This is a genomic window from Exiguobacterium sp. s28 (assembly GCF_018618135.1).
GTDB classification, from domain to species: Bacteria; Bacillota; Bacilli; order Exiguobacteriales; family Exiguobacteriaceae; genus Exiguobacterium; species Exiguobacterium mexicanum_A.
The window spans coordinates 148,614-160,675 of the sequence record NZ_JACSLL010000007.1 but is presented as its reverse complement, the minus strand read 5'-3'; the positions used below and the strand labels follow the sequence as shown (position 1 = coordinate 160,675).

The window sequence follows — 12,062 nt, the reverse complement described above, 5'->3', positions numbered from 1 at the left end:
ATGCGGCTCCCTGCTTGCCCCCAGAAAAGCGAGCTGTGCCCGGTCGGGCAAATAAAAAAGACTGCAGACAATGTTTTGTCTACAGTCTGAAAAGTCGCTCGCGAGAGCGACTTTTTTTATGCCTCCGACTCCGTGAACTGGAGCTCAAAGTCAAACTTCACTTATTTATCGACGAGGACGCCGCCCGCTTCAAGCGCCTGGTTCCACGTCAATCCGTAATCTTCCCGGTTGATCGACCCGTCCCCGGTGAAGGCGTGCTTCATGTTGCCCCATGGATCTTTCGCGCTTCCCTCATATTCGACTTCGAACGTCTCTTCCCGGGTCGTCCCGCGAATTGTCAAATTCCCGGTCAGTTCGAATTCACCGCCGCCTTTTGAGCGGAACGATGTCGACTCGAACACGATGTCCTCGTGTTGCTCCACATCGAAGAAGTCTCCGGACCGTAAATGGTTGTCGCGATCGCTGTTATTCGTATCGATCGATGCCGCCTTGATCGTCACGTTCACGCGGGCGTTCGCGAGATCGTCCGGTTGTCCGTTCGCTTCGACGTGAAAATCTTTGAACTCCCCTTTTACTTTCGAGATCATCATATGCTTGACCGTAAATGTAATCGAACTGTGTGCCGGGTCGACTTGATATGTTTTTGCCATTATTACGTCCACTCCTTCGATTTAAAATTGATGCTAATATGATGTTTACCACAAATCTTGACTTCAAAACATTTTCGTTTAAATTTGACAAATTATTGTCGAAAAATTTTGACTTTTATCACACCGACCCGTTACGATGAAAAAAGGGAGCTGTTGACTTACAGTAAAATGTAAGCGCATACATAGAATCCCTATACTTTACGGAAAAGGGAGGAACGACCATGATTTATGAAGTCCCAAACTCGACAGGCACGAAAGTTCACTTTAAAGACCGCTATGAGAACTACATCAATGGAAAGTGGACCGCGCCTGCAGGGGGAGAATATTTTGAGAACACCTCTCCGGTAAATGGTAAAGTTTTATGCGAAGTCGCCCGCTCGACGAAAGAAGATGTTGAACTCGCCTTGGATTCGGCCCATGCCGCCAAAGACGCCTGGGGCAAAACGTCGGTCACCGAACGTTCTGTCATTTTAAATAAGATCGCCGATCGTATGGAAGCGAACCTTGAGATGCTCGCCTACGCTGAGACGTGGGAGAACGGGAAAGCCGTCCGCGAGACGCTCAACGCCGACCTCCCGCTCGCCATCGATCACTTCCGCTATTTTGCGGGCGTCATCCGGTCACAGGAAGGCGGTATCAGTGAACTCGACAACGACACGGTCGCTTATCATTTCAATGAACCGCTCGGTGTCGTCGCCCAAATTATCCCATGGAACTTCCCGATTTTGATGGCGGTTTGGAAAGTCGCGCCGGCCCTTGCTGCTGGAAACTGTATCGTGTTGAAACCAGCTGAACAGACGCCTGCTTCCATCATGGTGCTCATGGAATTGATTGAAGACTTGCTCCCGCCAGGCGTGTTGAATATCGTCAACGGGTTCGGACTCGAGGCCGGCAAACCGCTCGCGTCGAGCGACCGCGTCGATAAGGTCGCGTTCACGGGTGAGACGACGACAGGTCGACTCATCATGCAGTATGCCTCACAAAACATCATCCCGGTCACGCTCGAACTCGGCGGCAAATCGCCGAACATCTTCTTTGCGGACATCATGGATGCCGATGATGACTTCTTTGACAAGTCGATCGAAGGACTCGTCATGTTCGCTTTGAACCAAGGTGAGGTATGCACGTGCCCATCACGCGCGCTCATCCACGAGTCGATTTATGAGCCATTCATGGAACGCGTCCTCGAACGGGTCAAAGCCATCAAGCTCGGCAACCCGCTCGACCCTGACGTCATGATGGGTGCCCAAGCCTCAAATGAGCAGATGGAAAAAATCTTGTCGTATTTGGAGATCGGAAAGTCGGAGGGCGCGGAATGCCTCATCGGCGGCGAGCGCAACATGATGGACGGCGAACTCGCTGACGGTTATTACGTGCAACCGACCATCTTCAAAGGGCATAACAAGATGCGTATCTTCCAAGAAGAGATTTTCGGACCGGTCTTGTCGGTGACGACGTTCAAGGACGATGCCGAGGCGCTCGCCATCGCGAATGACACGTTATATGGACTCGGTGCCGGCGTTTGGACGCGTGACATGAATCGGGCTTACCGGTTCGGTCGCGAGATTCAAGCCGGTCGCGTCTGGATCAACTGCTATCACCAATATCCGGCCCATGCCGCGTTCGGTGGGTACAAGATGTCTGGGATTGGCCGTGAGAACCATAAGATGATGCTCAACCATTATCAACGGACGAAAAACATGCTCGTCAGCTATAGCGAACAAAAACTCGGGTTCTTCTGAGATGGTGAATCGCGTCGAGGCCACCCCCGCCACGCTCGCGCTCCTCGAACAGCTGAAACGAAAACATGGACCGCTCTTGTTTCACCAGTCGGGCGGTTGTTGTGACGGGAGCTCCCCGATGTGTTTCCCGCAAGGCGAGTTCATGATTGGCGATCATGACGTCCTGCTCGGTGAGATTGGTGGGTGTCCGTTCTATATTCACGAGAAGCAATACGATTATTGGAAACACACCCAGCTCATCATCGACGTCGTCGAGGGCCGGGGCGGCATGTTCTCGGTCGAGGGCGTGGAAGGAAAACGATTTTTAAGTCGTTCCCGCGTGTTCACGGACGAAGAACGGGCCGAGTTGCATCAAAGCTGAATGTAGAAGACCAGTCATCTCGATGGCTGGTCTTTTTTCAATCAATAGACATCTTTTTCTTAAAATCACATTTCCAATTATCCCCAAAAATTAACCTAAAAATCGGCTCGATTCGATATAGTAAAGAGAGACACGAAAGGAGGCAGCCTATGTCCGAGCTTCTAACGAGCACGTTCAACGGAATGTTGATTTCATTGGTCAGTCTATTCGGTCCTCTGTTTCTGGTGCTTGGCGGTATGTTGTATACGAAGGTCAAGCGCTATAAACGGAGCCGCTATTACGCCCAGACCGGACACAGCTATTTCAAAGTCGTTCAAGACACCGGCTTATACGGCGAGTATTTATGTGTCGCCGCCATCGAGGAGCGCGTGCCGAATCCCTTCATCTTGACGAATCTATATTTGCCCCATCCAAAGAATCGAGAGCGTACGACTGAAATCGATGTGGTGTTCATCAACCAGAGTGGTGTCCACGTGATTGAGTCAAAAAATTATAGCGGCTGGATTTTTGGACATGAACAAGAACGGCACTGGACGCAGTCGATGCCGAATCGAAAGAAGTTCCGCTTTTTCAATCCGATTAAACAAAACGAGTTGCATATGAAAGCGATGGAACAAACGCTTGCTGTGGAGCGGAGTCTGCTCCACTCTTGGATCGTCTTCAGCGACCGGTCGACCTTGAAACGTATCGACGTGGCGGACGTTCCCGTATTGAACCGGAAGACATGGAAACAGCAGATTGCCTTGCCAGGCGAGGCCCGGTTGACGTTGGCGGAACAGACGGCCATCTACGAGCACCTGCTCCAATTCGCATCTGCGGACGAAGCCGTCAGGGAGGCCCATATCGCTGCCAAGCAACGGGTTACGTGATTCCCCGCCCCATCCAAAAAAGTCCCGCTCACGGTGAGCGGGACTCCTTTTATTTACTTTGCATTTTAAAGCGCAAGTAGAGTTCGTTGTAGTACGCGTTCATGCGCTTGCCTAAGTTCTCATACACTTCGAGCTCATCTGTCACTTCTTTTGACGGATAAAAACGTTCGTCTGACGTCACTTCTTCATCTAAGAATTCAAGTGCCGCTTCGTTCGGCGTCGAATAGCCGACATAGTCGGTATTGCGGGCCGCGATTTCTGCGTCGAGCATGAAGTCGATGAACTGATGTGCGCCTTCGACGTTTTTTGAAGTGCTCGGGATGACGAGGTTATCGAACCAGAGATTCGTCCCTTCCTCTGGGATGACGTACGTCAACTCTTCGTTCTCGTACATGATCTCGGAAGCATCTCCAGACCAGACGACGGCTGCAGCCGCTTCGCGATTGGCCATGAGCATCTTGATTTCATCGCCGACGATCGCTTTGATGTTCGGCCAGAGCGTCTCGAGCTTTTTCTCCGCCTCGAGCAACTCGTCTTTGTCCGTCGTGTTGAGCGAGTAACCGAGCGAGTTTAGACCGAAGCCCATCACCTCACGAGTCCCGTCTGCGAGCAAGATGTCATTCTCGAGCGGCATGTCCCATAGGTCGTTCCACGACGTAATCTCACCGTCGACGAGCTCAGGGTTGTACACGATACCGACCGTCCCCCAGAAGTAAGGGACCGAGTACGTGTTACCCGGATCGAACGACTTGTCGAGGAAACGTGGGTCAATGTTATCGAAGTTCTCGAGCTTGTCATAATCGATTGGCAAGAGCAGGTCTTCTTCGATCATTTTACTGATGGCGTAATCCGACGGGACCGCAATGTCGAACGCCGTACCGCCTTGTTCGATTTTCGTGAGCATCGCCTCGTTCGAATCGAACGTCTGATAGATGACTTTCAAACCCGTCTCTTCCTCGAACTCGCCAATCAAGTCTTCATCGATGTAATCGCCCCAGTTGTAGACGACGAGCGTGTTATCGCCGCCAAACCCTTGCGCCATATTGATTTGATACACCCAGAGCAAAAGAGCGGCACTGACGAGGACCGGCACCGTCAACATGATGACCAATTTTTTCATCGTCTTACCTCCTTCGCTTTACCACCGCGTTGGGCAAGCACATAATACCCAAGGACGAGAATGAGTGTGAACAAGAACAAGATGGCTGACAAGGCGTTAATTTCGAGCGAGATACCTTGGCGAGCCCGTGAGTAGACTTCGACGGCAAGTGTCGTAAAGCCGTTGCCGGTCACGAAGAACGTGACGGCAAAGTCATCGAGCGAATACGTGAGCGCCGTGAAGAACCCGGCGAAGATGCCCGGTGTGATATACGGCAAGATGACTTTCGTTAACACGTCCCACGTGCTCGCGCCGAGGTCACGCGACGCATCGATGAGCGTCGGGCTCATCTCTTGCAGCTTCGGTAAGACCAAGATGACGACGATCGGCACCGAGAAGGCGATATGCGCCAATAGCACCGAGTAGAAACCGAGCTGAATCCCGAGCATCGTGAACAGGATGAGGAACGACGCCCCGATGATGACGTCCGGACTGACGATCAACACGTTGTTGAGCGACAAGAGCGACGTCTTCGTGAAGCGTTGCCGCGCCGTATAGATGGCGAGCGCGCCGATGACGCCGAGCACGGTCGAGATCGTCGCCGACAGCAGAGCGATGACGATCGTGTTCAAGACGATGACGAGCAGGCGCGTGTCGGTAAAGAGCGACTTGTACCAGTCGAGCGTGAAGCCTTCAAAGTTACTCATCGTCCCGCCACTGTTGAACGAGTAGACGACCAAGTAGATGATTGGTGCGTAGAGGATGAAGAACACGACCAGCAAATACAGGTTGGCTAATTTAAATTTTTTCGGTTTCATCGACGCACCGCTCCTTTCGCGCCCCAGTCACGCGTGATGACCATGACGAGGACCATCGCCAAAATCAAGAACACGGCAATCGTCGAGCCCATGCCCCAGTTCTGCGTGACGAGGAATTGTTGTTCAATCGCCGTCCCGAGCGTGATGACTCGGTTTCCGGCGATGAGTCGGGTGATCATGAACAGTGACAATGCAGGGATAAAGACGATTTGAATCCCTGACTTCACGCCGTCGAGCGTGAGCGGGAAGATGACCCGGCGGAATGTCGTCCAGTTCGAGGCCCCGAGGTCACGCGACGCATAGACGAGCGACGGCGGGAGCTTTTCAATGGCGTTATAAATCGGCAAGATCATGAATGGGATGAAGATGTACACCGACACGAACACGAAACTAAAATCCGTGAACAAAATCTGTTGTGTCCCGATGCCAATCGTCTCTAAAAATTGGTTCGTGATGCCGTACGTCCCGAAAATGCCGAGGAATGCATAGGCTTTAAGCAATAAGTTGATCCATGATGGCAAAATGATGAGCAAAAGCCAAAGTTGCTTATGCTTTGTCTTCGTCAATAAATAGGCGGTCGGATACCCGATCAAGAGCGAGAAGAACGTGATCAAGAACGCATACCAGAAGGAAGACAACGTCATCGTCAAATATGTCGACGTGAAGAACATCTGATAGTTCTCTAAACTCAAGTTCCCTTCGATATCAAAAAACGAGTAGTAGACGACGAGCAGGAGCGGCGCGATGACGAACAGCGCGATCCATAACCAATAGGTCGTCAAATAGACCGTCTTCGCGGTTTGACTAGTTTGATTCATGAGCGACCTCCTCATAGGACTCGAGACGACGGTCGAACTCTTCCTCCGTCTCCCCTAAGCGCATGACGTGAATCGCCTCGTCATCGAACGTGAGGCCGATTTTTGAGCCGACGACCGATTTTTTCGTTGAATGGACGAGCCATTCGTTCCCTTCTTGGTCATAGCAGCAAATCTCATAGTGGACGCCGCGGAACAGTTGCGAGTCAACATCGACGACGAGTTTCGCCGAGTCGACCGACGTCATCTCCAAATCTTCCGGACGGATGATGACTTCGACTTTTTCATTGCGATCAAACCCTTGGTCGACACAATCGAACGTCTTCCCGGCGAACGTGACAATGTTATCTTCTGGCATGACGCCCGGTACGATATTCGACTCTCCGATAAAATCAGCGACGAAACGGTTGATCGGCTCGTCGTAAATGTCGGTCGGTGTCCCGCTTTGGACGATCTTTCCGTTATTCATGACGAAAATCTCATCCGACATGGCGAGCGCTTCTTCTTGGTCGTGCGTGACAAAGATGAACGTGATGCCGAGACGCTGTTGCAATTCACGAAGCTCATATTGCATCTCCGTCCGGAGCTTCAAATCGAGCGCCGAGAGCGGCTCATCGAGCAAGATGACTTCCGGTTCGTTGACGATGGCACGGGCGATGGCGACACGCTGTCGTTGCCCGCCTGACATCTCATCGATTTCACGTGACTCGTACCCTTTCAAGTTGACGAATTTGAGCGCTTGTTCGACTTTCGTCTTCACGTCCGCTTCTTTCATCTTTTTGATGCGCAGACCGAATGCGACGTTCTCGAACACGTTCAAGTGCGGGAAGAGCGCATAGTCTTGAAACACAGTGTTCACTTGACGTTTGTTCGCTGGGACGTCGTTAATGCGCTTCCCGTTGAACTGGATGTCGCCTTCTGTCGCATCCGTGAAACCTGCGATCAGACGCAAAATCGTCGTCTTCCCACATCCAGACGGTCCGAGCAACGTATAGAACTTCCCTCGTTCAATCTCAAAGCTAATGTTTTCCAAGACGACGGTGTCATCGTAACGCTTCGACACGTTGTCAAAGCGGATAATCGTTTCTGGGTTCATTTCGGTTCCTCCCTTATAAATATGAATGGGTCGCGACGATCAAACATTCACTCTCGCCATCACAGTCATTGACGAGCTGATGTGAATCCGAAGCGACGTAATATAATGTTTCTCCCGCTTTGGCGAAATACGTGTGATGGCCGAGCTTCAGGGCGACCCGCCCTGACAGGACGTAGACGAACGTCTCGGAACGGGAAGGCTCATAGCGCTTGAATTCCCCATGTTTGGAGAAGGTCAGCAAAATCGGTTCCATCTCTTTTTCGTTCGATTCCGGGATGAGCCATTCGGTCCGGTATTTTCGTTCCTCATCCACATACACGGTCCGGTCGTCTTCGCTATAACTTACCTTTTGAAAGATCTCTTCATCGAAAAATTCTTTCGGTGAGCAACCTAGTACTTCTAACAAGTCGAATAATGTCTCAAGCGAAGGTGAACTCAAATCACGCTCGATTTGAGAGATATACCCTTTACTCAAATCCGTGCGTTCGGCCAGCTCTTCTTGCGTCAAGCCTTTCTTGACGCGGAGCCGTTTGATTTTTTGACCGACGTCCAAGTCACATTCCCTCCTTTCGGCCTCGTCTCAAGTTTAGTGACAGATGATTTCAACTAAAGAAAGTTTATAAATACTTAACTATGAAACGAACTAATAGCGACCTTTATTATAACGGATTGTGAGTTGTTTGCAAGCAAAAAATCACGCCAATTATGGCGTGATTTTTCAATGAAGGTCGCGCTTGGACATCAAGTGCTTGAACTTCTCATTTTTCGTTTGAAACAAGTGGAGTTGCGGTCCGTACGCATCAATCTGTTGCACGACATACTGGAACGATTTTGCTTCTCCCGGATATGGTTCTCCGGCCCGGGCGAGTGTCGTCTCAAAGTCCTCCCACAGCACTTCGACCCACGTCAACGCCTCCACGTCGCTTAAGACATCGTTCTTCTGTTTTAAGATGTGAGCCAAGCGCTCGTATTGTTCGGTCCGGTTCATGCGTTCACCTCCGACAGCTCCGAGAGCGGAATCGCATGCTCAGCCGTCTCGCCTTCGAATGTCCCCCAACCCATGACACCGTTCACAAACTTCAATCGGAATGGACGGTCATTATAGTTGACGATATACGTCGCCCCCGGCTTGAACAAGTTCGGGTCGATCAAGTAGCTCTCGGCAATCGCGATTCGTCGCAAGACGACCTCGATCTCACTGACCATGCCCATCTGCTCGGCTTTCCGCTTCCTTTCATGGAGCGCCCGAATCTCTTGTTCGAGTTCATATTTTGATAAATCACTCAATCGTTTTTCCATTTCGCTCACCTCTCTTGTAGCGTATCAGATTTTTCACGGAAAAGAAAAAGGCGAAACTGAATTCGCCCTTTCAGTTCGCCTTGAAGTTATACAGTGGTTTGATGACTTGATCAATCGTGACGGCCGGCTCGATATAACGGACGATTTCCTTCATCGACTTATAGACGAACGGTGACTCGTCAATCGTCGACGGTCGGACCGAACTCGACCAAACCCCTTCCATTGATCGTTTGAACTCTTTGAAGTCAACCCGTTTCCGCGCTGCCGAGCGTGACATGACCCGACCGGCGCCATGTGGACCCGAGTAGTTCCAATCCGGGTTGCCTTTCCCGGTACAGATGAGCGAGCCGTCGCGCATGTTCATCGGGATGATGACCCGCTCCCCGTTCCGCGCCGAGATGGCCCCTTTCCGAAGCATCATTGCGTCGTGATCGATATAATTGTGGACCGTATCGAATTGGTCGACGACGTTCCAGTTCATCGCCTCAACGATAACGTCGGTCATGGCGAGACGGTTGGCGGCCGCATATTGCTGTGCGATGCGCACGTCGTGCATGTAGTCTTCCATCGCTTCCCCTTCGACGTAGGCGAGGTCGCGGAAACGTTTCCGTGCCTCGCGCTCCGTCTCGAGATAGGCCGAGATGTCTTGCTGCCGCCCCGTTGCCTTCATCCGTTCAATCTCGTCTCGAATGTCGACCGTCTTCATCATGTGCTCGACCGCCAACTGTTGATAATGGTCAGCGATTTGGACACCGAGGTGGCGTGAGCCGGAGTGGATGACGAGAAACGTGCGTCCGGCTTCGTCCCGGTTCACTTCGATGAAATGATTGCCCGAACCGAGCGTGCCGACCGAGCGGAGGGCCCGGTCGAGCTTATACGGCGCCCGCACATCCTCGAGCGGGAGCTCAGACGCGTAAGAGTGTGCTGTATCCCGGATGTTCATCCCGCTCGGTACAAATTGGCGGATGACGTCGTCGAGCCGTTGAAAGTCGATGCGCTTTACCTTGATTTCCGTACAGAGCATGCCACACCCAAGGTCGACGCCGACGAGGTTCGGCACGACCTTGTCGTGAATCGTCATCGTCGTCCCGACGACCGATCCTTTGCCGGCATGCATGTCCGGCATGATTCGAATCGAGGCGCCTCGCGTGAACGGTTGATCGACGAGCGTTTGGATTTGGGCCCGCGTCGTATCGTCAATCCGTTCATTGAACACTTTGGCCCGGTTATGCTTTCCGATAATCTCCATAAGACCTCCTCAACTGATGGCTTGTTGTTTACTTTGCAACTCATGCATCCGGGCGTAGACCCCGCCATCAGCGATGAGTGATTGATGGTTGCCTCGCTCGATGATGTGACCGTGATCGAGGACGAGGATTTGGTCCGCTTCCCGTATCGTCGAGAGACGGTGCGCGATGACGAACGTCGTCCGCCCGTATGTGAGCGTCTTGAGCGCGTCTTGGATGAGCGCTTCTGTCTCCGAATCGACACTTGCCGTCGCCTCATCTAAGACAAGGATGGCTGGGTCGAAGACGAGGGCACGGGCGAAACTGATCAACTGGCGCTCTCCGCTCGAGAGCGAGGCGCCGCGTTCGATGACCGGCTCGTCTATTCCGTGTGGCAACTGTTTGACGAATCGATCGGCTCCGACCGCCGTCAACGCTTGCCAAATCCGCTCGTCCGAGATCGTCTCGTCACCGAGCGTCACGTTCGTTCGAATCGAGCCCGTGAACAAGAACGGGTCTTGGAGCACGATACCGAGATGGGCGCGGACGGCTTGCGTCGGCAGTTTCGTCACGTCCATGCCATCAATGTTGAGCGTTCCTTCTGACGGGTCATAAAAGCGCATGAGCAGGTTCATGATCGAACTCTTGCCGCTGCCCGTATGACCGACGAGCGCCACCGTCTCACCCGGTTCCGCATGGATATCGATGTGTTGAAGCACCGGTTTCCCGGCCTCATAGCTGAACGACACGTCCTCGAAGGCGACCTCGCCTTTAAAGCGTGCAATCCGTTCCGTGGACACGTCTTCCCCTTTCTCGTCGAGCAACTGGAACATCCGGTCTGCCGAGACGAGCGCTTGTTGGAGCGGGGACAGTTGGTTCATGATTTGTGTGACCGGCTCAAAGATCCGTGACACGTAATCGATATAGGCGTATAAAATCCCGAGCGTGAGCACGCTGCCCGTTCCAAGCGTCTGCGCACCGACGACCCAGATGAGTAAGGCGAGCGCCATGTTGCGGAAGAAGTTGACCAAGTTGTGCGACATGAGCGCATCCAGTTTGAGCAGTTTCCGTCTCGTTTGGAAGTTGTCGCTGTTTTTCTCGTTGAACTCGTCATAGACGAGATCTTCTTTGACGTACGACTGAATGATCGGCATCGTCTGGATGCTCTCATTCAATTGGGCGTTCATATCCGCGACGAGGGCACGGACACGGAAGTTGTTTCGGGTCGACAGGCGTTGGAACAGCTTAATCCAGACGATGACGACCGGGATGATGATGAGCGAGACGAGACCGAGGCGCACGTCCAAGAAGAACATGGCGATCAGGACACCAATCATCATGACGACGCTTTGGAAGACGCGTGCGAGCACTCCCAAATATAGGTCGCGAATCGTCTCAGTGTCATTCGTGACGCGGCTGACGATTTTCCCGATCGGTGTCTGGTCGAAGTAGCGGACCGGAATCGTCTGCAAATGTCGCATGACGTCGAGTCGCATCGTCTTGACAATCTTATGGGCCGATCGCTGGAGGAGCATCTGTTGCCCCCAGTTCAAACCGGCCGCGATAAGAAGCAAGACGACGTACAAGGCAGATAACATAAGCACGGCCTGAAGATCCGTCTCATAAAATTGAAACACATCGGTCGAGGAGAGCGGCACGATATTGTCGTACGTCGCTGATTCCTCGCTCCGTGTGATGGTGAGGACTCCGTCTTCGACTTCACGTACCCCACCACTCATGACAGCGTCTGGGACGAGATAGTATCCGTCCGTCGTCTGAACGATCGAGACAGGTCGGACGACGGTCTCTCCGTCGAGCCGTGTCTCTTTTTCATAGGAGTTGCCGTCAAAGTCGACACTCCCGCCTGACTCGACTTGAACCCAATCGCGCTCGATGGCGACGATATGGTCGTCGATGATAATTTTGGCGATATACGGTCCGGCTAGTTCGGCCCCGACCGCTAAAAATAGTAAGGTCAAACCGAGGAAAATCGAGCGTCTCACTTGTTTGGCATAGCCGACGAGTGAACGGATCGTTTTTTTCCTGCGGACTGGATCTAATTCGTATTGATCGATCATGAGAGATTC

13 protein-coding genes are annotated in these 12,062 nt (G+C 52.3%); 3 read left to right on the top strand and 10 right to left on the bottom strand.

Going from position 1 to position 12,062, the window contains the following annotated elements:
- Nucleotides 1–161: 161 nt before the first annotated feature.
- Nucleotides 162–650, bottom strand: coding sequence for a YceI family protein (locus KNP78_RS09615; RefSeq protein WP_214823858.1), 489 nt, complete (start codon nucleotides 648–650; stop codon nucleotides 162–164).
- Nucleotides 651–871: 221 nt separating this feature from the next.
- Here KNP78_RS09615 and exaC point away from each other — a divergent pair, with 221 nt between their 5' ends.
- From exaC to KNP78_RS09600, 3 genes are all read left to right on the top strand, one after another.
- Nucleotides 872–2,392 carry an acetaldehyde dehydrogenase ExaC gene (gene exaC, locus KNP78_RS09610; RefSeq protein ID WP_214823857.1) on the top strand — a complete coding sequence of 507 codons (1,521 nt, stop codon included), beginning with the start codon at nucleotides 872–874 and terminating at the stop codon, nucleotides 2,390–2,392.
- A gap of 1 nt (nucleotide 2,393) precedes the next feature.
- The gene (locus tag KNP78_RS09605) at nucleotides 2,394–2,753 is read left to right on the top strand and encodes a DUF779 domain-containing protein (protein WP_214823856.1); all 360 of its coding nucleotides are present in this window, start codon (nucleotides 2,394–2,396) and stop codon (nucleotides 2,751–2,753) included.
- Between the two features lie 149 nt (nucleotides 2,754–2,902).
- Nucleotides 2,903–3,622, top strand: a complete 720-nt coding sequence (locus KNP78_RS09600; RefSeq protein WP_214823855.1) for a nuclease-related domain-containing protein — start codon at nucleotides 2,903–2,905, stop codon at nucleotides 3,620–3,622.
- Nucleotides 3,623–3,671: 49 nt separating this feature from the next.
- Here KNP78_RS09600 and KNP78_RS09595 read toward each other — a convergent pair whose 3' ends face one another.
- From KNP78_RS09595 to KNP78_RS09555, 9 genes are all read right to left on the bottom strand, one after another.
- Nucleotides 3,672–4,742, bottom strand: a complete 1,071-nt coding sequence (locus KNP78_RS09595) for an ABC transporter substrate-binding protein (RefSeq protein WP_214823854.1) — start codon at nucleotides 4,740–4,742, stop codon at nucleotides 3,672–3,674.
- Complete coding sequence (locus tag KNP78_RS09590; RefSeq protein ID WP_214823853.1) at nucleotides 4,739–5,539, bottom strand: ABC transporter permease; 801 nt, start codon at nucleotides 5,537–5,539, stop codon at nucleotides 4,739–4,741. Before KNP78_RS09590 ends, KNP78_RS09595 begins: the two co-directional genes overlap by 4 nt.
- Entirely contained in the window at nucleotides 5,536–6,357 is an 822-nt protein-coding gene (locus KNP78_RS09585) for an ABC transporter permease (RefSeq protein WP_214823852.1), read from the bottom strand. The genes KNP78_RS09590 and KNP78_RS09585 overlap by 4 nt, the downstream gene beginning before the upstream one ends.
- Nucleotides 6,344–7,450 carry an ABC transporter ATP-binding protein gene (locus KNP78_RS09580; protein WP_034780995.1) on the bottom strand — a complete coding sequence of 369 codons (1,107 nt, stop codon included), beginning with the start codon at nucleotides 7,448–7,450 and terminating at the stop codon, nucleotides 6,344–6,346. The genes KNP78_RS09585 and KNP78_RS09580 overlap by 14 nt, the downstream gene beginning before the upstream one ends.
- A gap of 13 nt (nucleotides 7,451–7,463) precedes the next feature.
- Nucleotides 7,464–8,003 carry a helix-turn-helix domain-containing protein gene (locus tag KNP78_RS09575; protein WP_138859912.1) on the bottom strand — a complete coding sequence of 180 codons (540 nt, stop codon included), beginning with the start codon at nucleotides 8,001–8,003 and terminating at the stop codon, nucleotides 7,464–7,466.
- A gap of 165 nt (nucleotides 8,004–8,168) precedes the next feature.
- Nucleotides 8,169–8,438 (bottom strand): YfhJ family protein, encoded by a 270-nt coding sequence (locus KNP78_RS09570; RefSeq protein WP_214797572.1) that lies wholly within the window; start codon nucleotides 8,436–8,438, stop codon nucleotides 8,169–8,171.
- Nucleotides 8,435–8,749 (bottom strand): YfhH family protein, encoded by a 315-nt coding sequence (locus KNP78_RS09565; protein ID WP_214823851.1) that lies wholly within the window; start codon nucleotides 8,747–8,749, stop codon nucleotides 8,435–8,437. The genes KNP78_RS09570 and KNP78_RS09565 overlap by 4 nt, the downstream gene beginning before the upstream one ends.
- Nucleotides 8,750–8,819: 70 nt before the next feature.
- On the bottom strand, nucleotides 8,820–9,998 hold the full coding sequence (locus KNP78_RS09560) for an RtcB family protein (RefSeq protein WP_138859915.1): 1,179 nt from the start codon (nucleotides 9,996–9,998) through the stop codon (nucleotides 8,820–8,822).
- A 9-nt stretch (nucleotides 9,999–10,007) separates the two neighbouring features.
- The gene (locus KNP78_RS09555) at nucleotides 10,008–12,053 is read right to left on the bottom strand and encodes an ABC transporter ATP-binding protein (RefSeq protein ID WP_214754213.1); all 2,046 of its coding nucleotides are present in this window, start codon (nucleotides 12,051–12,053) and stop codon (nucleotides 10,008–10,010) included.
- Between the last annotated feature and the right edge of the window lie 9 nt (nucleotides 12,054–12,062).

Excerpts from the sequence above, each read along its gene's own strand:
- KNP78_RS09615 (WP_214823858.1), bottom strand. The coding sequence starts at position 650 with ATGGCAAAAACATATCAAGTCGACCCGGCACACAGTTCGATTACATTT.
- exaC (WP_214823857.1), top strand. The coding sequence starts at position 872 with ATGATTTATGAAGTCCCAAACTCGACAGGCACGAAAGTTCACTTTAAA.
- KNP78_RS09605 (WP_214823856.1), top strand. The coding sequence starts at position 2,394 with ATGGTGAATCGCGTCGAGGCCACCCCCGCCACGCTCGCGCTCCTCGAA.
- KNP78_RS09600 (WP_214823855.1), top strand. The coding sequence starts at position 2,903 with ATGTCCGAGCTTCTAACGAGCACGTTCAACGGAATGTTGATTTCATTG.
- KNP78_RS09595 (WP_214823854.1), bottom strand. The coding sequence starts at position 4,742 with ATGAAAAAATTGGTCATCATGTTGACGGTGCCGGTCCTCGTCAGTGCC.
- KNP78_RS09590 (WP_214823853.1), bottom strand. The coding sequence starts at position 5,539 with ATGAAACCGAAAAAATTTAAATTAGCCAACCTGTATTTGCTGGTCGTG.
- KNP78_RS09585 (WP_214823852.1), bottom strand. The coding sequence starts at position 6,357 with ATGAATCAAACTAGTCAAACCGCGAAGACGGTCTATTTGACGACCTAT.
- KNP78_RS09580 (WP_034780995.1), bottom strand. The coding sequence starts at position 7,450 with ATGAACCCAGAAACGATTATCCGCTTTGACAACGTGTCGAAGCGTTAC.
- KNP78_RS09570 (WP_214797572.1), bottom strand. The coding sequence starts at position 8,438 with ATGAACCGGACCGAACAATACGAGCGCTTGGCTCACATCTTAAAACAG.
- KNP78_RS09565 (WP_214823851.1), bottom strand. The coding sequence starts at position 8,749 with ATGGAAAAACGATTGAGTGATTTATCAAAATATGAACTCGAACAAGAG.
- KNP78_RS09560 (WP_138859915.1), bottom strand. The coding sequence starts at position 9,998 with ATGGAGATTATCGGAAAGCATAACCGGGCCAAAGTGTTCAATGAACGG.
- KNP78_RS09555 (WP_214754213.1), bottom strand. The coding sequence starts at position 12,053 with ATGATCGATCAATACGAATTAGATCCAGTCCGCAGGAAAAAAACGATC.